We start from the raw sequence: 23,253 nt of genomic DNA on the forward strand, positions 1-23,253 counted from the left end.
GTGGTCATCAAATCGGCACCTCCCTTACTCCCCCACCCTAACCCCATCTTGCAAGCGCTATCGTGGGTAAATGACGAGGCAACTACGAAGCATTGCACAGCGATTGCGCGACCTCCAGCGATCGCTCACTATTTACCAATACGGACGACGGGCAGTCGAGCTAGTCTGGCAGACCGACTGGCGGCTCACCTTAGGACTAGGGGTGCTCACAATTCTGGCCGGATTACTGCCAGCGGCGATCGCCTACGTCGGCAAGCTGATTGTCGATAGCGTGGTGCAGGCGGCAGAGTCCGGGCTGCAGGCCGATCGGATGACGGCCCTGAGCTATCTGGGGCTAGAGGCGATTCTGGTTGCGGTTCTGGCGGGGGGGAAACAGGGATTGGGTTTGTGCCAGTCTCTGCTGCGGGTGCTGCTGGGGCAAAAGGTGAACGTGCTGATTTTGGAAAAAGCGCTCACCCTGGATTTGGCCCATTTTGAAGACTCCGAATTCTACGACAAAATGACGCGGGCACGGCGGGAAGCATCAAACCGACCGCTGAGCATGGTCAACCGCACATTTGGCCTAGTGCAGGATAGCCTGTCACTGATTACCTATGGCGGCCTGCTGCTGCAGTTTTCCGGCTGGGCGGTGGTGATGCTGCTGGGGGCAACCGTACCCGCCTTTGTGGCCGAAACCTATTTTGCCGGCGCGGCGTTTCGGCTATTCAAATGGCGATCGCCCGAAACCCGCCAGCAAACCTATTTAGAAGTGCTGCTGGCCCGCGAAGACTATGCCAAGGAAGTGAAGCTGTTTCAGCTTGGCCCCATGCTGCTGCAGCGCTACCAGGACATTTTTCAGCGGCTCTATGCCGAAGATCGGGACTTAACCATTCGCCGCAGCACCTGGAGCTTCAGTCTCAGCCTGCTCAGCACCGCCGCTTTCTATGCCGCCTACTGCTGGATTTTGCTAGAGGCGATCGCCGGGCGCATCTCCCTGGGCGACCTGACCATGTATCTCACCGTCTTTCGTCAGGGGCAAACCACCTTTTCTTCCGGGCTGAGCAGCGTCGGCGGCATGTACGAAGATGGCCTTTATCTCTCAAATCTGTACGAATTTCTAGAGCAGCCTGTCCCCACCGAGTCAGGTCAGGCCCGTTCCGGCCTCATCCCCTACGACGGTCTGCGGTTCGAGCAGGTATCGTTTACCTATCCCGGCAGCGATCGCCCGGCCTTGCAACAGGTTTCCTTCCACCTGCAGCCAGGTCAAAAATTGGCAATCGTGGGGGAAAACGGATCGGGTAAGACGACCCTGATCAAGCTGCTCACCCGGCTCTATACTCCCACTGCCGGACGCATCTTGCTAGACGGACGCGACCTGCAAGCGTGGGACCCAGAAGTATTGAAGCGGCGGATTGGCGTTATTTTTCAGGACTTCACCCGCTACCAGTTCACCGTGGGGGAAAACATTGGTGTGGGCGACGTGCAGCACTTTGAGGCGGGCGATCGCTGGCGCAGTGCCGCCCGTAAAGGCACCGCTGTTCCCTTTATTGAGTCGCTGCCAGAGGGCTTTCAGACTCAGCTCGGTCGCTGGTTCAAGAGCGGTCAGGAACTCTCCGGCGGTCAGTGGCAGAAAATCGCCCTGTCTCGCGCCTTTATGCGCACCAGCGCCGATATTTTAGTGCTGGATGAACCTACTTCGGCTATGGACGCGGAAGCCGAGGTCAAGCTGTTTGACCAGTTCCGGGCCGTCACCCAAGACCAAATGGCGATTCTGATTTCCCATCGCTTTTCCACCGTGCGCATGGCCGATCAGATCATGGTGCTGTCGGCAGGCACCCTGATTGAACAGGGCAGTCACGAAGAACTCTTGGAACAGCACGGCCGCTACGCGCACCTGTTTAAGCTGCAGGCCGCTGGCTACCAGTAGCCCAAATTCACACATCTGATAGACGCTGATCCAGCAATATTCGAGCTACGCTGGCGATCGCAGCACTTGAGGGAAACAGGGCAATGGCGCTAGGAATGCTCATCGACGGCCAGTGGAAGACCAAGCGCGATCAGGAAGATGACAAGGGTCAGTTTGTGCGACCGTCTACCACCTTCCGGGACTGGATTACAGCAGACGGGTCGAGTGGCTATCCGGCGGCGGCAGGCCGCTATCATCTCTACGTATCCTATGCTTGCCCTTGGGCGCACCGCACCCTGCTGATGCGCCAGCTCAAAGGACTGCAAGAGGCCATTTCGCTCTCTGTGGTAGATCCCTACATGGGAGAGGAGGGCTGGGCCTTTTCCAACCGGCCTGAGTGCCTGCCCGACACGGTGAATGACAGCCAATATTTACGGCAAGTGTATCTCAAGGCCGAGCCGAACTTTACCGGGCGGGTGACGGTGCCCGTGCTGTGGGACAAAGAAACCAATGCCATCGTCAACAATGAGTCCCGCGAAATTATCCGCATGTTGGATACAGCCTTTGGCGAGATTGCGGCCACTGACGCGGATTTCTGCCCAGCGGATTTGCAAAGCCAGATTGATACAGTCATCGACCAAATTTACGAGCCGATCAACAACGGCGTCTACCGGGCCGGATTTGCCACCCAGCAAAGTGCCTACGAAAACGCCTTCAGCGATCTCTTCAACGCCTTAAATCATTGGGAAGCTGTGTTAGACAAACAGCGCTATCTCTGCGGCGATCGCCTCACAGAGGCCGACTTCTGCATGTTCACCACCCTGCTGCGGTTTGACGCAGTTTACTACAGCCACTTCAAGTGCAACCTGCAGCGCATCGTGGACTATCCCAACCTCTGGAACTACCTCAAAGACCTTTACCAGCATCCCGGCGTCAAAGAAACCTGTAACCTCAGCCACATCAAGGAGCACTACTATCGCAGCCATCCCAACGTCAACCCCACCGGCATTGTCCCCGTCGGCCCGGTGATTGACTTTGAAGCGCCCCACGACCGCGATCGCTTTAGCTAAGCAATAGGCTCAAAATTAAATCAACGGCTGCGATCGCGGGTTATCAACAAGACTGGGGCTTTCCAGCCTCAGCTCACGCCCGCGCAGCCTGTACTAAGCGGCTCTATCAATAGAAATCTCGTACGGCATAATAAACCGCTCGATGATTTCAGCCCGCAGGTTATCCGGATAGAGATTCCCCAAATATCGGTAAACCTGGCTCAGTCCCCGCTTAAGATTAGGATTCAGCACGATGCACTGAGCCGTTGAAAGGGCTAGGCTCTGCCGCCATTGTTCAGCGTCTTGCTTACCGGCATGAAATAGCTGACAGCCCTGATCAATAATGGCCTTCAAAGCCGGATCTTGCAGCGAGACAACGGGCCTGCCCGGTAAGGCTATTTGCCGCTGGCGAATTACGGCCCGCACCAGCCGAAAAGACGCCGCCGCTTTGGCTGGCCCCAAGCGATCGCTGGCCTGTCCGCGTTCCCGTATCTGAGTCAGCGCATTGCTCAACTCCAGCACCTTGAACAAAGCCAGCCTTTCTTTTTCATCTTCTGTCAGCGCCTGCAGCCGCCTCACAAAATAGGAGACTTGCTCGCAAAAATGCGCCCCTTGATCTTGCAAAGTCGGATACAGGCTACAGTCAAAGACAGCAATCACGGCACAAGCTCCTGAAACCAAGAAAATAGGATCCACTACCCGTAGATTCAGGCTCCGATGCACAGATTGCGCACAAAATCTCAATTTTTATCAAAGCTTAAAGGTTCAGCCTAGACTTCATCATTCCAGCAAGCTGCTGCCGAGTAGATGAGCCGCATGCAGGTCTACGTGCCGGGGCGGATTAGCAGAGCTGGCTCTTTGACTGCGGCGATCGCGAACCTGCTTAAGTAGATAAGCGCCGTCAAACGTGAGTAGAGGTAGGTTGCGGTTGAGAAACATTGGCGTAGCCTTGCCTAAGGCAACAAACCAACACCCGTATGGGTTATGCTGCTGCCTTAGCGCCACCATTCCCGGAGGGCTTTACCCATCCGCCCAAATAATTAGATCCGCCTGCTGAGCGCAAAAACTGCCAGTCTCAGGATACCGCCACGGAATTAGCACCCCGCAGCAAATCGGTGATGTCTTCTCGATAAGCCTGAAAGCGCGGCTGACGGCGGATGTGATAGTTGCGATCGCGGGGTAAATCAATCTTGAGTTCCCGCTGCACTGTCCCTGGATGCGCTGTTAGCACATAAATGCGCTGAGCTAGAAAAACCGCCTCTTCTACGTCATGGGTAATCATTAAAATGCTGATGCCTGTTCGTTCCCACAGCTCCAGCAGAAACTGCTGCATCCGCTCCTTCGTTTGCACGTCTAGCGCCCCAAACGGCTCATCTAGCAGCAAAATTTTAGGCTGAGAAGCCAGTACTCTGGCGATCGCCACCCGCTGCTTCATCCCCCCAGAGAGTTCTTTAGGCAGCGCCTGCGCAAACTGGGTTAGGCCCACGACATCTAGGTAGTAAGAAGCGGTTTCGCGCCGCTTGGGCGACTTAATGCCCTGCAGCTTTAGGCCAAATTCCACGTTTTTCTGCACCGTCATCCAGGGATAGAGGGTGTAGCGCTGAAACACCATGCCGCGATCGGCCCCCGGTCCGGTCACGGGCTGACTGTCTACGGCAATGGTGCCTGCAGTGGGCTGATCCAGTCCGGCTACTAGCCGCAGCAGAGTTGACTTACCAGAGCCAGAAGCCCCCACCACGCAGACCAGCTCTCCTGTCTCCACCTGCAGATTAATATCCTTAAGGGCCACTAGCGGCCCTGACTGAGTGGGAAACTGCTTATAGAGATGAGAAATTTCCAGGTGCATAAGCCCCAAGCCAGCGACAGTAGAGTTTGTCAGAAAAGAGCATAGCTGAGATAGCTGCGAATTTAGACACCCTATCCCCCTTTGTATCCTAATGGCTATCGAGGCTGATGTATAAACCGTATCAAGCCAGCGGCTTTCAGCGTCTACGAACGGGCTAGTCGTCGATCTAAAAGCTGTAAAATCGCGATCGCTACCAATACGCTCAGGGCCGCCGCGATCCAAAAGCCGTCTGCAACGGCCCGCGACTGATCCAGCGCCCAACCGCCCAGCGGGGGGCCAATCAGATAGCCCATAGCCCAGCACATCGAATTCACTGACAGATAGACCCCGCGCAGATCTTCCCGCGCCATGAAAACGATGATGGCCGAAGAAATGGGCGTATAGCAAACAGTAGCGATCGCCATCGTACTCAGCGCCAGCACCGCCCACAGCAGCGGTAGAGAGGCCAGTGTCCCTGCCAGCCAGATAAAGACAAAGCCGACGCCCCAGGCACAGGCCGACAGCATCAAGGCTCTGGGCAGCGGTATGCCTTTCAGCCGCCGAGCAATCGGCAGTTGACACAGCGCTGTCAGCACCACATACCCGGTAAACAGAACGCTTAATGTCGCCTCTGAAAAGCCCTCGCCTGCATCCCCTACCGAAACAAACTTATTAAAGTAGACCGGCAGCGTACTCTGCATCTGGGCCAGGTAGCTGGTGAAGAAGATATTCACTGCTACGTAGGTCAGTAAATTCAGATCCCGCAGCGCCACCCCCCAACCGTCGAAGAAATTATTTTCTTGCGGCTGCTCAGGGAGGGTTTCAGCGATCGCCCAGTAGATGACGCCAAAAAACAGCAAAAACGTCACGCCGTCAATGGCAAATAGAGCGCGGTACATACCCGTCAGCGAGATTAACGCCCCGCCCATCACCACCCCCATCCCTAAGCCAATGCTATCCGCTAGCCGCACAATGGCAAAGGCTTCGTTGCGCTGCGCCTCCGCTGTAATGTCAGCTACTACCGCCTCAGTGGCAGGCCAGTACAGCCCCACGCCGAAGTCCATCACCACGTTTCCCAAGACGAACATGGGGAAGTTGTAGGTGGAGAGCAAGATCACATCGGCGATCGCTGAGATTCCTGCCGATAGCAACAGCGTCTTACGGCGACCCCAAACCGGGGAATCAGCCAGGGAACCTCCTAGAAAGCGACCAATCAGTCCGGCTAGCGCCCCAATGCCAATGCCTAAACCCACCTGCGTGGTTGATAAGCCGACCTGATCGACAAAGAAAATTGGCGCATAGAATAGGGTGAAGCCAATGCCAATTTGAGACAGCAAGCGGCCTGCTGCCAGAATCCAAACACTCCGATCAAGCGCTGGCAACCACTGCTGAAATTTTTGCCATGTCTCCAAACCCCTATTTGCCATACTGCGCTCTGAAGTTACTGCTGTCAGTGTAAGCAGGTTTATCAGCCAATGCCTAAGCTGGCATAAGAGAAATGATCGATGTTGGCGATCGCTGACACACTAAGGTCAGGTCGAAGGTTTCCCTATGGCATCTGAAAAATTTCGCCAACAACTGGCCCAAGAACTGCCTCAATGGCAGCAAGACGGCCTCATTAGCGATGAGCAACAGCAGCAAATTGCCGACCGCTATCGGCTGAATCAGCTAGAGAGCAGTGCCCAAAATCGCTTCACGGCCATTTTGATTGGTTTAGGCAGTGTTTTGTTAGGAATTGGGGCAATTACGTTTGTGGCTGCTAACTGGCAGGCAATTCCTCGCGATCTGAAGCTGCTGCTATTGATTACCGCCTTTCTCAGCATTAATATCGCCGGATTTGAGCTATGGTACCGGGCTGAACCCGAAACCGGACAGCGTCGTCTAGGCCAAGGGCTGCTGCTGTTGGGGGCGCTGCTGCTAGGGGCTAATCTAGCGCTGACGGGGCAGCTTTTTCACCGCAGCGGCAGCTTTTACGACCTCTGTTTGGCCTGGAGCTTGGGAATTTGGCTAATGGCCTACAGCCTGCAGGTGACTGTTTTGGGCGTCCTAGCGGCGCTGGTTTTGATTTTTGGCTACGGGTCAGGACTGTGGGGATCTGTTTGGCAAAATACAATTCAGTGGGGTTGGACATTGGAGGCCATGCCGCTGATTGCGGGTGGACTGTTTATACCGCTGGCCTATCGCTGTCGCTCTAAAGTAATTTTTGCTTTGGGGGCGATCGCTGTCGGCGGGTCGTACTGGACTATTCTGCTGCAGTTGGCCAATGGCATTTCCCCGGTGTTGACGCTTTGCCTATTTTTAGTGCCCTACGCCCTGCTTTGGGCCTACCGCGATCGCCTCTGGCCAATTGTCAACGCGAATGTAGCATTTGAGGAGCCGTTCTTTCAGCCCGTGGCGCGGCGGCTGTCGGTGTTTGGTCTAGGCAGTCTTTACTATATCGGCGCTTTCTACTTTGTTTGGAGCCAGCCAGCTAGCCCTGATAGTCGGCCTGTAGACTGGTCAATTTTGGGCCGTTACGGGCTGGGCAGTCTGGCAGTAGGGATCGTTCTAGTTTGTACGGTTTGGGCCTGGATTGCGCTGGGGCAGCGCGATCGCCCCAACCCAACCTGGCGCTGGACGGGGTTGGACGCGACGATAGCTTTTTTCTTGTTGATGACGGCGGCGATTCCCTATATCCACTGGTTTGTCAGACCCATAAGCGCGATCGCTACGCTGGTTTTCAACTTGCTGCTGTTTCTCATTGCCGTTGGCTGTATTCAGCAAGGGCTGCACCGCGCCCGTCGTGATGCCTTTTGGTTTGGCACTGTGCTGCTGACGTTGCAGGTACTGAGCCGCGTGTTTGAGTATGAAACCGGGCTGCTGCTGAAGTCGATCGCCTTTGGTCTGTGCGGCATCTTGGTGATTTTGGCAGGGCTCTGGTTTGAGCGCTACCTGCGGCGGCTCTCGGCTAGGAGGGTGTCAGGTCATGAGTAAAGCAAATGTTCGCGATCGCCTGAGACGCTGGCAGTTTTGGCTACCGCTGACGCTACAGCTCGCCCTGATTTTGCTGATTCCGCTGCAGGCCAGTTGGATTCAGACCACGGGAGAACGGGTTGTTTTGCAAACGGCCCCTGTCGATCCCTACGATCTGTTTCGCGGCTATTACGTCACCCTCAGCTACGACATTTCTAGGCCACAAACTCTTTCGGAGCTGGACGGTTGGGGTACCTTCACTGCTGAGCAAGCCACGCGGCGCGGCGAGTTTGGCCCGCTGCCCCGGCAGGTTCCTTTTTATGTCACTTTAGAAGCTCCGGCGGAGGCTCAGAGCCAGTTACCTTTGCCCTGGCAGCCAGTCGCTATCTCAGGCGATCGCCCTGCTCAGCTTAGCCCCGATCAGGTCGCCCTCAGGGGCACGGTCAATCCGGCTTTTATCAGTGATACGGGCGGGCCTTGGCTCTATGGTTTGGAGCGTTACTATATTCCTGAGGCTCAGCGTCAGGAGATCAACGATCGGATTCAGGCGGCGCAGTCAGTGCAGCCTGGCGAAGCCGGAGATTTTCTGGTTGAAATCAGCGTCAATCGGCGGGGTGAAGCTGTGCCAATAAAAATGTGGATTCAAGGCCAAGTCTATCGGTTCTAGCAGGAGTGGGTTGGGGCAGATTTTGATGGAATTGGCTGGGGCAGGTTTTGCTGGAAGTCTTTCTGTCCCATCGATCACGTCCCTGCTCAACCTGCCCGTACGGTGGCGGAAAGCTGCTGGATCTGCCCATACGGTATTTGCCGCTCTGTTATTCTTCATGACGTGCATTTAGGGCCATGAAAAAGGCTAGCGTTCCGCCTACTGCGCCCCAGACAAACCAAGTCGAGAAGTTAAGTCGCTTGCGCTGGGCAATTAGCGCCGCAATCAGCCCCATGAGGCAGTGCAGCAGCAGCAGGGTATAAAGCAAAGCTTGATTTGTGGCGGTCATTGCAGATTAAAACGCTAAAGTCGAAAGCATCATACCGGATCGTTCACCTGCAATTAGAGACTCCTCCCATGCGCAATCCGATAGAACGTTTGAAATACCTACCCTGGCTAATTTTGCTCCAGATAGCCGCTGTCACAGCCGCGATCGCAGCGCTATTAGATGCCGTCTTAGCTTTGGGATTAGCTCCGATTCTCTTTGGTGTGTTGGCTCCCTCTCTGCCTTTGCTCCTTCCGGTGCTGCTCTTTGCTACCGCCGTTGGGATAGGCGCCCTAGCGGTTTTCGTATTTGAGCGGTTCTTTCAGCATCAGGTCTTGATTACCACCAACGTGCTGTGGGCGCTGGTGCCCTGTTTGGGCATTTTGCTGTGGCTGGTGTCTTTGCTGCCGTTGCCTAGCCTGTTTGTGGGCATGGACTATTTCCGGCTAGTGGGGATCATCCTGGGTATTTTCTGGCGCGGACGCCGCTATCGCTAGTCAGCATTTTGCAAAGCGTCTAAGGGAGTGCCTGCTAGCGATCGCCATTCGCGGACTACGAATGGCGCGGCGGTCAGTTCAGCCACTCCGCCCCCCTGCAGCGGCACTTCTAGCTGCAGCGGAATATTACCCTCAAGCTGAGCGATCGCGGTCTGCAGGTCGTACTGTCCGGCGTTGCCAGGCAGCTCTCGCAAGGTGCGATCGCGGGCGGGTAGTGCCTGCCAGGCTAGGGTAGTTCCTGTGGCAATTGTCAAAGGCTGGGTTTGATCAACCGCGACCAGGCCCGGATAGCCGACCAAACGCAGATACACCCCTTCTAAGGTTTCGCCTTGAAATCGCTCAAATAAGACTGCTTGCCAAGCGCGATCTTGGCGATCGCGCAGGCTCTGCTGCGATCGGTAGGTGAGCTGGCCAGGACGCTCTTGATAAACATGAGTGGAGGCTAAAGCCGGAGAGGTAGTAAGCAGCAGGACAAGGCAGACTAAACAAATTGCCCGTAGACAGGTGAGCATAGTTGGAGAATTTTTTAATCACTTGAAAATATTGTCGCTAGCGTGCAGCGATGGTTTCGCAGAAACGCTTGATTTCTGTAGGGGGTTCCTTCGGGAATCACAGCTCTGGCTTCCCTTGAGGAATGGTTGAAGGACTTGGCATTGCTAATTTTGGGTATGAATTAAAGCGCGAGCAAGATGCTCGCACTAACCTATCTGATGATAAAGGCGAGGGAGTGTGAGCGTCTCGCTCACGACCCGCAAACACCAGGTTCATTTCTTGATTCAGCAACGCCTGAAGGACTTTTACCGATCGCGATCGCGGTGGCTCAGTTCCGTCAGGGAATGAGGCTGAGGTATACGTTAAAACTGTTCGTCGAATAGCGGGAGCTTTGCGCCGCAGGGACCGTTTTTGCTTAGAAATAGAATCATTGCGCCGACGCGGGGCAAAACGGTCCCTATTGAGAACCCTGCTCTAAAGCTGACTTAGAATGTCTAGAACATCTCGGTAGCCTTCAGCGTCCCCAGTTTCTAAATACAGGTCAGAGGCCCGTTGCAGATCCAGTCTGGCCCCCTGCGTGTTCCCCAAGCGGATTTGGGCGAAGGCACGGTTATAGTAAACGCCTGGATTTTCCACGTCGCCACGAATCACGCGGGTATAGTCATCATAGGCCCGCTGATAGTTGCCGATTTCGATAAATACATCCGCTCTGGCCTTAAATGCCTCTGTATTGGTAGGCTGCAGTTCGATCGCTTGGGTATAGTCAGTCAGCGCGTTTTGGGTATCGCCTAGTGCTATCCAGGCATCCCCTCGCCCCTTATAGGCTGACGCATATCCCGGATCGATAAAGATAGCTTCGGCATAATCTGCCACTGCGCCCACCTCGTCACTAGCCGCTAGGCGCACATCAGCCCGCCGCTTGTAGGCTTCAGCCGACTCCGGATTCAGGGTGAGTACGCGGCCAAAGTCATCTAGTGCCGCCTGAATGTCTCCCTGATCGGCCAGCAAAATCCCCCGGTTCAGATAGGCTTCTACATAGTCAGCGTCAATCAAGATGGCGCGATCGAGATCTTCAATCGCTCGTTGGGGACGGTTTTGAGCCACGTAGACAAAGCTGCGATTGTAGCGGGCTTCAGCCGAGTCTGGATCGAAGCGAACTGCCAAATCTAGATCTTCCAGTGCTTGGTCATACTGCCCCAGAGCGTAGTAGGAAGCACCTCGGCCAATGTGAGCTTCTAGGTTACGGCGCTGTCGCTGTCGGCGCAGATTGAGTGACTCGGTAAAGTCAGCGATCGCCGCTCGATGTTCGCCTATTTCCGCATAGGCATCACCGCGATGCAGATAGGCTTCAGCGGAACCAGGGTCTAGCTCAATCGCTGCCGTGAAGTCCTCAATAGCGGTCTGATAGTTGTCAAAAATGGCGTCCACGTAGCCGCGATAGAGATAGGCGCGGAAATAGGTGGGATCGTAGGCTATGGCCTGGTTGAAATCCTCCAGTGCCTGATTGTTGTTGTCATTTTTGTAGTAGATGTAGCCGCGTAAAAAGTAGGCCGGGGCTAGATCTGGTTTCAAAGATAGGGAGCGGTTGACGTTGATCAGAGCCGTATCCCAATCTTCCAGCAGGGCGTAGGAAGCCCCCCGATAGCCATAGGCTTCAGCATAGTTAGGATCAAGAGCGATCGCCTGATCTAAAACAGCAATTGACTCTTCGTACTCTTCATCCTCAAACAGCTCCACGCCTCGGTTGTAGAGTTCAACTGGATTGGGCAGCGGTTCGGGTTCAGAGACTTCATCCTCTGTCTCAATATCCTCTCCTTCTATCTCCTCCATCACTTCTGACTCAGGCATCGGGGTTTCCTGAGCCAACGCCCCCAGCGGCACGCCACCCAACAAGGCAGCGCATCCCAAAATCACTACGGCGTTGCGGATATCCTTCATACGGCCCCCTAGAAGTTATAGACTGAGCGATCGCCAATAACAAAATGCTATGGCGCTTATCATAGGCCAGCTTGGCTAAACCAGAACGAAACTTAGCGAAGAATCGTCACAAAAGCCAAGACCTGTGTCAATTTAAGACTATAGGCTACCCCAGTTTGCTCCCGACCATAACAGCAGCGCTGCTGTAACGATAAGACTGATGCGAAAACTGCTAATCGCCATCTGCTTGGGCTTGACCCTCCTCAGCCTCACAGTTTCTCAGGCAAGAGGGCAAGATACCTCTGGCTTAAGCTCTCGCATCACCCGCCTGGAATTTGATCTGCAGAACGTCAAAACCCGCCTCAGCCAGCTAGAGTCTCAAGCCTCTCGTTCGCGCCCTGCTGCGCCAGTGAGTCCGCGCCCGCCGACTGAGCCACCTGCGCCGCTACGAGAGCCTTCCCTAGCAGAGCAGTTTGATAACTTAGCGATTTTGACAATTGAGCTGAAGCAGCGAGTGGTGGCTCTGGAGAATCGAATAGATGAATTGGAAAATCAGCTTGCCAGGGGTGCCAGCTAGTTCTCAAGGGCGATCTAAAAAGCAGCGCGAATGCAGCCCCCCTCAACCCGCAGCGGTGCGCCATTGGTGGCTGAGGATAGGGGACTTGCCACATACGTCACCAGGTTGGCGACCTCTTCTGGGCTGGCAAAGCGCTGAATCAGGGAAGTAGGCCGCGTTTCTTGGAAAAAGTCTGATTCTACCGCTGCAACATCTTTATTTTGAGCACTCGCCATCTGCTCGACAAATTCTTTTACTCCTTCTGAATAGGTTGGCCCCGCCAGTACCGAATTGACAGTGACCTGGGTTCCGGCAGTGGTTTCCGCGAGGCCGCGAGCGATCGCAATTTGGGCTGCCTTGGTCATGCCGTAGTGCACCATCGGCCCTGGAATGTGAACGCCCGACTCGCTAGAGAGAAAGATGATGCGGCCCCAGTTGCGCTGCTTCATGCCTGGCAGGTAGGCCCGCGACAGCCGTACGCCGCTCATGACATTAATCTGATAAAAGTTGAGCCATTCTTCATCGGTAATCTCTTCAAAAGGCTTGGGGTCGTAAATCCCCACGTTGTTAACTAGAATATCGACCTCTGGAAACTGCTCAGCTACCTGAGCCGCGCCCGCCGCCGTACTCAAATCGGCGGCAATGCCCATCAGCTTACCGGTTACGCCTTCTGACTGAAGCTGAGCGATCGCTTCATCAACTCGCGCCTGCTTGCGGCTGTTGAGAATGACGGTAGCGCCTTCTTTAGCCAGCCCGGCCGCGATCGCGTAGCCAATGCCCGCCGTAGAGCCAGAAATAAAAGCGGTTTTGTCGCTCAGTTGCAAATCCATAAAACGTGTGTGGGAAAAGAACAAACTAATCGTAACGATGGCGCAGCCAAGGGAAATCCCACCGTAGCCAGAGAGCTGATAGATTAGCGATTAAGGCTGAATTTTGAATTTAAAGAAACGCTAATAAAAAACAATGGCTGAACTTCCCAAAACTCTTGAAGCGGCGATCGCTCAGGCTCAAACGTCTACCCGGTCGGCAATTGAGGCAGGCGTGAGCCGAATTATTGTCGATCTGGCATTTCCAGAGCTGCAAATTATGCCCGTGGCCCAGCAGTTCTACCCGCTCTTTCAGGAGATGGGAGTGCAGTTTAGCGTCTTTTTTCCCGATGCCGGGGCGGCAGCCCTAGCCAAGCGAGACTGGGACAATCCAGACTTCACCATTCGCGGCATTGGCGAACTCAGGGGCCAGCTATCAGCAGACGATGAGCTGTTTTTGGTGGTAGAACCCTCGGCAGTGGAAGTCGAGCAGGTGGAAAAGCTGGTAGAAAACGCTTTGGGGCGACCGGTGGTGATTCTCAACCCTAAACTGGAAGATGTCGCCATCATCGGCATTGGCTATGCCGGACGGCAACTGCGCGATCGCTTTCTCAGTACGCTAGAGACTAGCTATTATCTCAAGCCGCTAGATGGAGCCGCCCTTCACCGCGCTTATCCGGCAGGCTGGCAGATTTGGCAAGAAGCGGTTGAAGGTGACTATGCTCTGCTGGCAGAGCTGCCCCAGCGACCTTCAGGCGAGGTTTTAGACCGAGTGCTAGCGGGTCAGTCTGCTGACGAGACGGAGGAGTCCGCGGCTCCTAAATCTCGTAAAGGTTTCTTGGGTGAGCTACAGCAGTTTATTCGCGCCCTCACTCAGTAAAAAAGCATTTTTTGTTAAAAAGTCCGTAGTTAGTTCTTGAAAACGCGGATTCTAAGTGTACGGAGGGAATTTCTAAAGTGAGTCTGACGACACGAGGAAAAAGCCAGTATGCTGCAATATCCACTCACGCTGACATTCAAGTTTTGGGCCTTAGCGCCTCAGATTTTGGTAACGGATGCTTCGGGAAAGGTCGTTTTCTACATTCGCCAAAAACTTTTCAAACTCAAAGAAGCCATTGGCGTGTTCGCCGATGCAGAACAAACCCAGCTCCGCTACGAAATCAAAGCCGATCGGATCTTAGACTTTTCGGCTCGCTACGGCTTTACCGATACCTATCAGCGCGAAATTGGAGCGGTCAAGCGGCGAGGTTGGCGCTCTATTTGGCGTGCTCGCTATGACATCTTCAATCAGGACGAGGTCGCCTTTGCCATCAGTGAGAAAAATCCCTGGGTCAAGGTGATGGACTCGCTGTTTGCCGAAATTCCAGTTTTAGGCCTTTTTACGGGCTACGTATTTAATCCTAGCTATCTAATCAGTCGCCCAGAAGGCAGCGTGGTCATGCGCTTGGAAAAGCAGCCCGCCTTTTTCTCTCGCATCTTCACGATTAAGAAGACCGACAGGCTGGATGAGCGAGAAGAGATCAGCATCTTGCTCAGTCTGCTGATGATGATTTTGCTAGAGCGCCGACGCGGTTAGAGACTTTCTTTGAGCTGAATTCTCTGGAATTTAGATAGGGTGGGCAAGTCGAAGGGTGGGCAAAGGAGGCAGTCCATGCCCATCATTAGCTAATAAGTGAGCTAGTTCAAACCTAAATTCCCGGAGTCAAGTCTTGTCGGCACTTTGTCAAAAGCTGAGGCGATCGCTAGCCGTTGATTTACCCCATAAATCTCATCTTTGGCTCAGCCTCAGCCTAGCCGTAGCCCTAATCTATGGCCTCCAGTCTCTACACTATGCTTTCAGCCGCGAGCTGTTTATCCAAGACGACGCCCGCCAGCACATTTTTTGGCTGCAGCGATTTGTCAATCCGGCTCTTTTTCCCCATGACCTCATTGCCGACTATTTTCAGTCCGTTGCCCCACCCGGATTCACCGTCTTTTACTACATTTTTGCCAAAATTGGCGTTAATCCGCTGCTGCTGAGCAAGCTGCTGCCCTGCTTTTTGGGCCTGATCACCACCCTCTACTGCTTTGGCGTCAGCCTCCAGCTCTTTCCCCTGCCTGCCGCCGCCTTCCTCTCTACGCTGCTGCTCAATCAGGGACTCTGGATGGAAGACGACCTAGCCAGCGCCACGCCCCGCGCCTTTCTCTATCCGCTGCTGCTAGCCTTTTTGTATTACCTGCTGCGTTGCTCGTTTGGGGGAGCGCTGCTGAGTCTCGCGCTGCTGGGCCTGTTTTATCCGCAGATGGCCCTGTTAGCGATCGCTCTGCTGACGGTGCGCCTATTTAGCGGGCAGCAGGGATGGCTGCGCTGGGTCCAAGCCAAAGCCCACTATCAGCTTTGGGCCGCCGGACTGCTGGTCGTTGGTCTGATTCTTTTGCCCTACAAGCTGGACGCCTCTGAGTTTGGCCCCTTAGTAACTGTGGCCCAGGCCCGCTCGCTGGCTACGTTCAACTTTGTGGAGGGCTACTACGGACGATCGTTTTTTTTCTCCGACAATCCGCTCATTTTTTGGCTAGTGGGGCCCCGCAGCGGCCTGCTGTTTTGGGGGATTATGTCGCCGCTGGTATTGGCGGGATTTGCGCTGCCCTGGCTGCTGAGACGCCCCGACAAATTTCCAGCAGTGAAACAGGTTTCGCCTCAGATCGGCCTGCTAGCTCAGACTGTCTTAGCCTCATTGGGGCTGTTCTTTTTGGCCCACCTGCTGCTGTTTCAGCTTCACTTTCCCAACCGCTATGTCTATCACAGTATGAGAATTGTGCTGGCGATCGCGGCGGGGATTAGCCTATTTATTTACTTTGAGGCATTGCTGAAACGGCGGTCCCCCTCATTGCGGCAAAAGGGGGCGATCGCCCTTCAGCTTATCTTTGTCACCTTGCTGCTGGCTGCACCCTTTTCGCCAGAACTGACGGTGGTCAATCAGCTTTTTAAGCCGGCTAGAGAGCCAGCACTACACCAGTTTCTACAACAGCAGCCTGTTGACAGCCTCATCGTCTCATTAGATAAAGAGGCTGAAAATATTCCTACCTTTGCCCAGCGCTCAGTGCTAGTCGCAAGGGAATATGCCTTTCCCTATCACTGGGGCTACTACACACAATTTCGCCAGCGCGTACAAACCTTAGCGGCAGCCCAGTACAGCGCCGATCTCCAGCAAGTTCGCCAATTTATTCAGCAGTTCGGGGCAGACTTTTGGCTACTGGATAAGCAATCTTTTACACCGGACTATGTGGCGGACAACCGGCTGCTGCGAGAATTTCAGCTTGTAGATATGGTGCTGATGGCCCTGAAAAATCCTGAAGCTTTGGTGTTGCCTAAACTGATAGAACCCTGCACGACCCTAGAGACAGAAAGCCGCGTTTTGCTAGACGCTAGCTGTGTTTCTCAACAGATTCAGGCCAATTCTCCCTGAGCTATCTCGCCTGTATGGCTAAAAACAAATGAGGTGAGAAAGCTGTTGGCCTACCCACCTCACCTAAGACTCGATTAATCTCTAAGCCTCATTCCGGTTGAGAAAATCTTGTATTTGACCCAGGGCCGCTCTACCAATGTTGAACACCGCCCAGCTAGCGGCCAAAATGATGGGAGCCAGCACTGCCAAAATGCGGAAATCCAGATCCATTTCCGAATCCTCCTATTCTAAAAAAATATTGTAAGTTTAAGCGGTGTAATAATTCTCTCATAATTAACCCGATTCCGATATGTTTGGCCGCAAAGATTCGGGTTTTAGGTAAAACCAAGCTGATCACCAGTGCCGGCATGAACGGCTGCTAGCTGCTGATACTTCTGGGCGTGCTCGATTAAATTGGCCGCTTCTGCGTCTGAGAGCGATCGCACTACTTTGCCCGGTAGCCCCATCACCAGCGATCGCGGCGGCACTGACTTGGTGACGACGGCCCCGGCCCCGACAATGCTGCCAGCCCCAATCCGCACGCCATTGAGTAGCGTAGCGCCAATACCAATTAAACTCCCCGCTTCCACATGAGCACCGTGAATCACGGCCCGGTGGCCGACAGTCACATACGCTTCTAACACCACAGGAAACCCACTATCACCGTGGAGTACCGCACCGTCCTGAACGTTGCTGCACTGACCTATCTGAATCGGCTCTATATCTCCCCGCAGGATGGTGCCATACCAGATGCTAGTGCCCTCAGCTAAGCTGATTTGTCCAATCACGGTAGCGTTGGGCGCGACAAACGTAGCGGCGGTGATATTGGGGGCGGGCCAAAATTTTCCGGGAGTGACTAACAGCGGCTGAGCGAAATCCACAGCAATTCCTTAAAGTTATGCACAGATGCGGCCAAGAAATCGGAAGCAACTAGGCCCTCCAGTTATAATAGGGCCACCAGAACATGTGGGACTGGTGTTGTATAAAACCGTCTCGTTTAAGACTCAATGGTGAATCCAGCCCTACAATATCCCATCTTCGGCCCTGAGATTCAGTGCCCCCACTGTCGCCAAACCATTCCAGCCCTAACGCTCACAGATACCTACCTGTGTTCGCGGCATGGCGCTTTTGAGGCCGACCCAGACACCAAAGAGCTGGTTCATCTCCAGTCGGGGCGGCACTGGCGGCAGTGGAAGGATGAGTGGTACCGGCAGCATACGCATCCAGACGGCATTCGCTTTGAAATTCACGAAGCTTTAGATCGCCTTTACACTCAGGGCTACCGGGCCACGCGCGTCATTATTGCCCGCCGTTATAAAGACTTGGTTAGCACCTATCTAGAGCGCAGTACGCCCTGGCGCAGCAAGTCAGAATCAGCTTCTCCGCGGCTTTATGGCCTGCCCGTTGAGTTCAGCCCCACTTCTGAAGAGGAACCCTGCTGGGACGTGATCAATTTTGCGCTCGAAAAAGAACCGGGTGCGCCTGTTCGCTATCCCTATTTTCGCCTTTTTGAATAGAGCCAGTCGCGCCTGCTTTACTGCCGTGTGGTTTAAGCCTAATTGCATCTGACCTGGGAATTAACCATGCACCATGCGTCTATCCGCACCGCTAATATTCACCGAGCGATCGCCTTTTACGAGCAGTTGGGCTTTGTGGTGACAGAACGCTTCACCGCTGGCATCACTTTAGCCTGCTGGATGGAAGGACTTAACGGTCGTATTGAGCTGCTGCAAATTCCAGAGCCGCGCCCCCCCGCCGATGCCTTTGACGATGAACACTATACCGGCTACTATCACCTCTCTTTTGACCTAACTGAAACCGTATCCGATTTGCCTAGCTGGATTTCGGCGCTGCAGCAGCGTTTTGTGCAAGCGGCGACTTCAGGCGAAGTGCAGCCGCTGAAGATCCTTTTGGCTCCCCAGCAGCAGATGATTGGCAGCCAGGTTTATGAAGTCGCCTTTATTGCCGATGCTGACGGCTTGCCCCTAGAATTTCTGCGGATGATGGGCCATGTCAGCTAAGGTAGTGCCCTTTGCCGATAATTGGGCCTATTTAAAGACGGAACTAGGCTGGCTAGAACGCCTGCTTTTAGCCGCTGTGGCTAAACAGCGGCGAGACAATCATGAAGTGAGCAAGATCGCACAATCCCCAGCCGATCGCGCCACTAGCCACTGGTGGAAAGGCATCATTACGCTAAATCAGCCTGCGTTTTATGATGACTGTCGCGTCCCCCCGCAAAATACCTCTGGTAAGCAAGGCTACCAGCAGCTTTTAGCCGCTCGGATTCGGGCCAGCCAGTCTGAGCAAATTCCGCTGGCGCTGCCGCTGCTGTGCGATCGCTTTCAGCTCACCTTGGCTGAAAAAAATTTAGTGCTGCTAGCCCTGGCGCCAGAAGTTAACCGCCGCTACGGTCGTCTCTATCGCTATCTGCAGGCCGACACGCAAAAGCTGCTGGGTATACCCACCGTAGATCTGGGGCTAAGACTCTTTTGTCGCAATGATCTGGAATGGCGGCGACTGCGATCGCGTCTGGCCGAGCCGTCTAGCTTTATGCACCAGCTCCTCTATGCCTCAGAAAAGGAGCCAGCCCCCCTGCTCGATCGCTATCTGCAGCTTGCACCCGCGCTGGTGAACTACCTCATAGCTGAAACACCTCAGCCCGCAGCCTTACAGACGATTGTAGACAGCACTGGAGCGGCAACAAGCACCCCATCGGCTCAGAGATACACGACACCGCAGTGGCAAGATGTCATTTTGTCGCCATCCTTGCGGCAGTCCCTGCAGGGACTGGCTCAGCAAACGGCTGTGAACTTACGCTCTCATACGGCGCGGGGGCAAATTGTTTTGCTAGCGGGGCGGGCAGGGACGGGCAAGACCTACGCGGCCAAAGCGATCGCTCAGACACTCCAACAGCCGCTAACGCTGATTGATTTGGCTCAGCTCACCCCTGAGGCGGGTCAGGCTTTACTGGGTGACAACGCCCTATTGGCTGCACCGCTGGTACTCGTGCGGACTGCCGAAAAATGGCTGGGCAGGCAGGCAGCCGTCGAAACTGCCTTGAACCGCTGGCTGACTCAGCGCCGCCAGGTACCCAGCCTAACGCTGCTCACAACTCACTTTATCCAGTCCATTCGACCGCACTGGCGCTATCAGCTTGACGGAGTATTTGAGTTGCCGCTGCCGAATGCAAAGCAGCGCCGTCAGCTCTGGCAGCAGGCTGTGCAACAAACCGGGATAGTCGCCGATATTGACTGGTCGCCAATTGTGCGGTTGGCTCTGAGCGGTGGCGAAATTCAGGCGATCGCTCAGACAGCCCTAGCATACGCCCAAGCTGAAGCCTCCCCCACGGTACAGCTATGCCATTTGCAACAGGCTGCCATTCTGCGCGGTAAATCATTTCGCCTGCAGTCGTAATATCTAGTCGCAATGTCTAAGGGTTCATCTGCCGGGCGGCACGTTCAAAGTCGGCAGTGGCCTGATGCGTAGCCACCACGTCGAAAAGCTCAGCGGCGATCGCGGGGGTAAAGGTAAAGGTGTTGCAGCCCTGAGTGGCCAGGAAAGTCATAGCCTCAACGCTGCGAATACTGGCTACTAGCAGGCGAGTTGAGCTATGCAAACTGGCGATCGCCTGCTGCATCGTCACTAAGCTCTTGCGTCCCTGTCCCGTCAGATCGTTGATGCGGCCCAGGTAGGGAGCGGCGTAGTCAGCACCGAGGGCGGCTGCAATCAAGACCTGCTGCGGGGCATAAACCGCCGTTAGCGTCACCCGAATGCCTTGAGCGATTAGCTGAGCGGCTGCCGTTGTTCCTGTCTGAGTAATGGGGACTTTAACTACAATGCGGCGATCGCCAGCAGCAAGCTGCTGGCCCCGTTCGACTAGGGTAGAGACATCGTCTCCCCAAGTCTGTAGCTGCATTTCTTGAGCGCCTAGAGAAAAAGCAGTTTCCGCTAGATGGTGCAGCTTGTCTACAGTACAGGCTGTTTCAGCCCGCTCCAGCAACAGCGGATTGGTGGTCACACCGTAGAACAGTCCTGTCGGCAGCCAATTAGACCACTGATGCACCTCGGCAGAGTCTAAAAACAGCCGTAGCGAGGGACGAGAGGCGGGGGCAAGCATAGTTTGAGTATGGGCAGTGATTTGTTCAAGCAGCCATCTCTGGCTGGAATTTTCAAAGTCGATATTACCCTGATAAATCTATCGAACGAATCTGCGATCGCCTGAGGGCAGCCACCCCCCTGAAAAAAAGAAGTGCGTTACGATCATTAATAGTGTTTCACAAACTGAAATATTCCAATGACTGTCGCTTATCCTCGCAAACTGCAAAACGCGCTGAGTGCCCGTGATATTCTCAACCGAGTCGTCAGCGATCGCGAAATTCACCTCATCACGATCAACCGCTACCGCTACAACGAGCAGCGTAGCTGTAAAGACCTGACCGATCTGATTGAAACCCTCAACGGCGAGCCGCGCGATTTAGTGCAGGACCTGTCGCACCACATTGCCGACGAAGCCCGTCACGCTTACTGGCTAACCGATCTGCTGCTAGATCTAGGCGCAGAAATCAATACGCCTCCTGGATCTTCTTACATTGACGAATTTGAGCGCCTGCTTGATCAAGAGCAGTTTAGCTCTCCTGAACAGAAAGAAGACGGCATCATTTCCGCCCTCGCCGCTATCAACGTCACCGAAAAGCGCGGTTGTGAATACTTTTCGGCTCACATTCACGCCCTGAAGCAGGCACCTCAAACCGAAGAAAATATCAAGATTCGCGAAACCATCGAGCGAATTTTACCCGAAGAGGCTGGACATGTGCGCTGGGGGACTCGCCGATTGGCAGAGATTGCTCGCAAAAGCCCGGTTCATCGCCGCAAGGTGGAGCAGGCGCGGCTTAAGTATGCGGCCATCGAGCAGGCCGCCTATGAGTCTGGCATGGACATCACTTTAGGGGCAGAACTACGCCGGGTCAGCAAGCTAGTTGAAATTGCCAATACGCTACCTGTCTGGGAGCGTCCGCAGTATATTGCTGAGCGTCTACCTCTGACGCTTCTGGCTCCTGACCTGCAGCAAACCCGGCTCACAGCAGCTCAACGCGCTTGGCAGCGCGATCCCCAAGCCTTCATGGAGAAGCTGGTGCCTATGTTCTTAAGCGGCATTAACCAGGTCAAGCCTGCCCGCAAGCCTGCTAAAACCGCTTCGTAGCTATTCAAGATAGGGTAGGCTTGACAGAAGAGGTAGTCCCTACCCTCATCTTGACCTAATTCCAATGACAGCAACACTTAACCTGCCTGCTCAGCAGCGCAACTGGCGACCTATTTACAAGGCGCTGGAAAAGGTGATCGGCGCAGATAACGTGATTCGCCGTAAAGAAGAACTGCTGGTCTATGAGTGCGACGGCTTGACCAGCTATCGTCAGCGGCCAGCGATAGTTGTGCTGCCGCGCACAACTGAGGAAGTAGCGGCGGTAGTGAAAGTGTGCGATCGCTTTGACGTGCCTTTCGTGGCGCGGGGGGCCGGAACTGGGCTTTCTGGCGGGGCGCTGCCACTAGAAGACTGCGTGCTGATTGGTTTGGCCCGGATGAACCAAATTCTAGCAGTGGATTTAGCCAATCAGCAGGTGGTGGTGCAGCCCGGAGTAATCAATAACTGGGTGACGCAGGCCGTCAGCGGTGCGGGCTTTTACTATGCGCCTGACCCCTCTAGCCAAAGCGTTTGCTCCGTCGGCGGCAATATTGCTGAAAATTCTGGAGGTGTCCACTGCCTCAAGTACGGCGTAACCACGAATCATGTACTGGGGCTGAAGCTGGTGCTACCCAATGGCGAGATTGTAGACGTGGGGGGGCCTGTGCCGGAGATGCCAGGGTATGACCTCACCGGAGTGATTGTCGGTTCCGAGGGGACGTTGGGCATTGCCACCGAAATTCGCCTCCGGATTCTGAAAGCGCCGGAAGCGGTACAGGTCTTGCTGGCAGACTTCACCAGCGTAGAGGCAGCCGGTGAAACTGTTTCAGACATCATCAGCGCTGGTATCATTCCGGCGGGGATGGAGATGATGGACAACTTCAGCATCAATGCGGTAGAAGATGTGGTGCTATTGGACTGCTATCCCCGCGATGCCACAGCCATCTTGCTGATTGAAATCGACGGACTGACGGCAGAAGTGGAGGCCATGAGCGATCGCGTTCAGGCTCTCTGTCGTCAAAACGGAGCGCGCCATATTGCGATCGCTACCGATCCTGCTGCCCGCCTACGCCTCTGGAAAGGCCGCAAAGCCGCCTTCGCAGCGATGGGCAAGCTCAGCCCTGACTACTACGTGCAAGATGGCGTCATTCCTCGAACGCAGTTACCCCATGTGCTGCAAGAGATTGAAGCGCTGGGCGACAAGTATGGCTACCGGGTGGCGAATGTATTTCACGCCGGAGATGGCAACCTACATCCGCTGATCCTTTATGACAACTCAGTTCCAGGGCAGCTCGAAGCGGTGGAAACACTGGGCGGCGAAATTCTGAAGCTATGTGTTGAGGTGGGCGGCAGCATCTCCGGTGAACACGGCATTGGGGCTGATAAGCGCTGCTATATGCCCCATATGTTTAGCGCCGCTGATTTGGAAACCATGCAGTGGGTGCGCCATACGTTCAACCCGAAAGAACTAGCTAACCCCACAAAAATCTTTCCCACCCCTCGCACCTGTGGCGAAGCAGCTAGGGCACAGGAAAACCAGCAGTTTTCTGATGTAGAGCGGTTCTAAATTGCCAAGCAGCCAACAGAGAACGGAGTCGCGCAGCGCAACCTGCTGGAAAACAGTTTGGCTTTTTCCAAAAACTTTTTAGTCCAATGTGATATCGGCTTGTTTATGCCTGGGTAGCATAGCTTCAGGAGC

Annotated in this window: 25 protein-coding genes; 14 read left to right on the plus strand and 11 right to left on the minus strand. The window is 54.6% G+C overall.

Translation table 11 applies throughout. The features are described 5' to 3' along the window. Window positions 1-70 precede the first annotated feature (70 nt). Window positions 71-1,906 (plus strand): ABC transporter ATP-binding protein, encoded by a 1,836-nt coding sequence (locus tag QJQ48_RS13870; protein ID WP_346291835.1) that lies wholly within the window; start codon window positions 71-73, stop codon window positions 1,904-1,906. Between the two features lie 83 nt (window positions 1,907-1,989). Then, complete coding sequence (locus QJQ48_RS13875; RefSeq protein ID WP_346291836.1) at window positions 1,990-2,955, plus strand: glutathione S-transferase family protein; 966 nt, start codon at window positions 1,990-1,992, stop codon at window positions 2,953-2,955. Window positions 2,956-3,048: 93 nt separating this feature from the next. Here the strand turns inward: QJQ48_RS13875 and QJQ48_RS13880 are convergent, their stop codons facing one another. From QJQ48_RS13880 to QJQ48_RS13895, 4 genes are all read right to left on the minus strand, one after another. Next, window positions 3,049-3,594 carry a hypothetical protein gene (locus QJQ48_RS13880; RefSeq protein WP_346291837.1) on the minus strand — a complete coding sequence of 182 codons (546 nt, stop codon included), beginning with the start codon at window positions 3,592-3,594 and terminating at the stop codon, window positions 3,049-3,051. Between the two features lie 120 nt (window positions 3,595-3,714). Further along, window positions 3,715-3,873, minus strand: a complete 159-nt coding sequence (locus QJQ48_RS13885) for a hypothetical protein (RefSeq protein WP_346291838.1) — start codon at window positions 3,871-3,873, stop codon at window positions 3,715-3,717. A gap of 136 nt (window positions 3,874-4,009) precedes the next feature. Next, window positions 4,010-4,780 carry an ABC transporter ATP-binding protein gene (locus QJQ48_RS13890; protein WP_346291839.1) on the minus strand — a complete coding sequence of 257 codons (771 nt, stop codon included), beginning with the start codon at window positions 4,778-4,780 and terminating at the stop codon, window positions 4,010-4,012. Between the two features lie 143 nt (window positions 4,781-4,923). Beyond that, entirely contained in the window at window positions 4,924-6,186 is a 1,263-nt protein-coding gene (locus tag QJQ48_RS13895) for an MFS transporter (protein ID WP_346291840.1), read from the minus strand. A 124-nt stretch (window positions 6,187-6,310) separates the two neighbouring features. Here QJQ48_RS13895 and QJQ48_RS13900 point away from each other — a divergent pair, with 124 nt between their 5' ends. Together QJQ48_RS13900 and QJQ48_RS13905 are read left to right on the plus strand one after the other, a co-directional pair. After that, window positions 6,311-7,732, plus strand: coding sequence for a DUF2157 domain-containing protein (locus QJQ48_RS13900; RefSeq protein WP_346291841.1), 1,422 nt, complete (start codon window positions 6,311-6,313; stop codon window positions 7,730-7,732). Further along, a complete protein-coding gene (locus QJQ48_RS13905) occupies window positions 7,725-8,378 on the plus strand; it encodes a GDYXXLXY domain-containing protein (RefSeq protein ID WP_346291842.1) in 654 nt (217 codons plus the stop codon). The genes QJQ48_RS13900 and QJQ48_RS13905 overlap by 8 nt, the downstream gene beginning before the upstream one ends. A gap of 148 nt (window positions 8,379-8,526) precedes the next feature. On the opposite strand, the gene QJQ48_RS13910 is transcribed toward QJQ48_RS13905, so the two are convergent. Beyond that, entirely contained in the window at window positions 8,527-8,706 is a 180-nt protein-coding gene (locus tag QJQ48_RS13910; RefSeq protein ID WP_346291843.1) for a hypothetical protein, read from the minus strand. A gap of 68 nt (window positions 8,707-8,774) precedes the next feature. On the opposite strand from QJQ48_RS13910, the gene QJQ48_RS13915 reads away from it, so the two are divergent. Continuing rightward, entirely contained in the window at window positions 8,775-9,179 is a 405-nt protein-coding gene (locus QJQ48_RS13915) for a peptide chain release factor 1 (RefSeq protein WP_346291844.1), read from the plus strand. Here the strand turns inward: QJQ48_RS13915 and QJQ48_RS13920 are convergent. Together QJQ48_RS13920 and QJQ48_RS13925 are read right to left on the minus strand one after the other, a co-directional pair. After that, window positions 9,176-9,691, minus strand: coding sequence for a DUF3122 domain-containing protein (locus QJQ48_RS13920; protein WP_346291845.1), 516 nt, complete (start codon window positions 9,689-9,691; stop codon window positions 9,176-9,178). The two genes, QJQ48_RS13915 and QJQ48_RS13920, sit on opposite strands and share 4 nt — an antisense overlap. A 454-nt stretch (window positions 9,692-10,145) precedes the next feature. Further along, window positions 10,146-11,609 carry a tetratricopeptide repeat protein gene (locus QJQ48_RS13925; RefSeq protein WP_346291846.1) on the minus strand — a complete coding sequence of 488 codons (1,464 nt, stop codon included), beginning with the start codon at window positions 11,607-11,609 and terminating at the stop codon, window positions 10,146-10,148. Window positions 11,610-11,808: 199 nt separating this feature from the next. Between QJQ48_RS13925 and QJQ48_RS13930 the strand changes: the two genes are divergently transcribed. Beyond that, window positions 11,809-12,165 carry a hypothetical protein gene (locus QJQ48_RS13930; RefSeq protein WP_346291847.1) on the plus strand — a complete coding sequence of 119 codons (357 nt, stop codon included), beginning with the start codon at window positions 11,809-11,811 and terminating at the stop codon, window positions 12,163-12,165. A gap of 14 nt (window positions 12,166-12,179) precedes the next feature. Here QJQ48_RS13930 and QJQ48_RS13935 read toward each other — a convergent pair whose 3' ends face one another. Continuing rightward, window positions 12,180-12,974: an SDR family NAD(P)-dependent oxidoreductase gene (locus QJQ48_RS13935; protein WP_346291848.1), complete on the minus strand. Its 795-nt coding sequence runs from the start codon at window positions 12,972-12,974 to the stop codon at window positions 12,180-12,182. Between the two features lie 133 nt (window positions 12,975-13,107). Between QJQ48_RS13935 and QJQ48_RS13940 the strand changes: the two genes are divergently transcribed. The 3 genes from QJQ48_RS13940 to QJQ48_RS13950 all read left to right on the plus strand — a co-directional run bounded on the left by QJQ48_RS13940 (window position 13,108) and on the right by QJQ48_RS13950 (window position 16,396). Further along, window positions 13,108-13,830, plus strand: coding sequence for a DUF1995 family protein (locus QJQ48_RS13940; protein WP_346291849.1), 723 nt, complete (start codon window positions 13,108-13,110; stop codon window positions 13,828-13,830). Between the two features lie 111 nt (window positions 13,831-13,941). Further along, a complete protein-coding gene (locus tag QJQ48_RS13945) occupies window positions 13,942-14,526 on the plus strand; it encodes an LURP-one-related family protein (protein WP_346291986.1) in 585 nt (194 codons plus the stop codon). Between the two features lie 133 nt (window positions 14,527-14,659). Continuing rightward, complete coding sequence (locus QJQ48_RS13950; protein WP_346291850.1) at window positions 14,660-16,396, plus strand: hypothetical protein; 1,737 nt, start codon at window positions 14,660-14,662, stop codon at window positions 16,394-16,396. A gap of 81 nt (window positions 16,397-16,477) precedes the next feature. Here the strand turns inward: QJQ48_RS13950 and QJQ48_RS13955 are convergent, their stop codons facing one another. Continuing rightward, window positions 16,478-16,606 (minus strand): photosystem II protein Y, encoded by a 129-nt coding sequence (locus QJQ48_RS13955; protein WP_346291851.1) that lies wholly within the window; start codon window positions 16,604-16,606, stop codon window positions 16,478-16,480. A 104-nt stretch (window positions 16,607-16,710) separates the two neighbouring features. Then, the gene (locus tag QJQ48_RS13960; protein WP_428843054.1) at window positions 16,711-17,238 is read right to left on the minus strand and encodes a gamma carbonic anhydrase family protein; all 528 of its coding nucleotides are present in this window, start codon (window positions 17,236-17,238) and stop codon (window positions 16,711-16,713) included. A 144-nt stretch (window positions 17,239-17,382) separates the two neighbouring features. Between QJQ48_RS13960 and QJQ48_RS13965 the strand changes: the two genes are divergently transcribed. The 3 genes from QJQ48_RS13965 (at window position 17,383) to QJQ48_RS13975 (ending at window position 19,789) form a co-directional block, all read left to right on the plus strand. Then, a complete protein-coding gene (locus tag QJQ48_RS13965) occupies window positions 17,383-17,892 on the plus strand; it encodes a TIGR02652 family protein (RefSeq protein WP_346291853.1) in 510 nt (169 codons plus the stop codon). Window positions 17,893-17,958: 66 nt separating this feature from the next. Further along, window positions 17,959-18,396: a VOC family protein gene (locus QJQ48_RS13970; protein ID WP_346291854.1), complete on the plus strand. Its 438-nt coding sequence runs from the start codon at window positions 17,959-17,961 to the stop codon at window positions 18,394-18,396. After that, entirely contained in the window at window positions 18,386-19,789 is a 1,404-nt protein-coding gene (locus QJQ48_RS13975) for an AAA family ATPase (protein ID WP_346291855.1), read from the plus strand. The genes QJQ48_RS13970 and QJQ48_RS13975 overlap by 11 nt, the downstream gene beginning before the upstream one ends. 16 nt (window positions 19,790-19,805) lie before the next feature. On the opposite strand, the gene QJQ48_RS13980 is transcribed toward QJQ48_RS13975, so the two are convergent. Beyond that, window positions 19,806-20,492 (minus strand): transaldolase family protein, encoded by a 687-nt coding sequence (locus QJQ48_RS13980; RefSeq protein WP_346291856.1) that lies wholly within the window; start codon window positions 20,490-20,492, stop codon window positions 19,806-19,808. A gap of 177 nt (window positions 20,493-20,669) precedes the next feature. Between QJQ48_RS13980 and QJQ48_RS13985 the strand changes: the two genes are divergently transcribed. After that, window positions 20,670-21,575 (plus strand): ferritin-like domain-containing protein, encoded by a 906-nt coding sequence (locus QJQ48_RS13985; protein WP_346291857.1) that lies wholly within the window; start codon window positions 20,670-20,672, stop codon window positions 21,573-21,575. Between the two features lie 64 nt (window positions 21,576-21,639). Then, window positions 21,640-23,121: a glycolate oxidase subunit GlcD gene (gene glcD / locus QJQ48_RS13990; protein ID WP_346291858.1), complete on the plus strand. Its 1,482-nt coding sequence runs from the start codon at window positions 21,640-21,642 to the stop codon at window positions 23,119-23,121. Window positions 23,122-23,253: the final 132 nt, after the last annotated feature.

The sequence above is a fragment of the Sphaerothrix gracilis Ecp01 genome (genome assembly GCF_030405905.1).
GTDB lineage: Bacteria > Cyanobacteriota > Cyanobacteriia > Phormidesmidales > Phormidesmidaceae > Sphaerothrix > Sphaerothrix gracilis.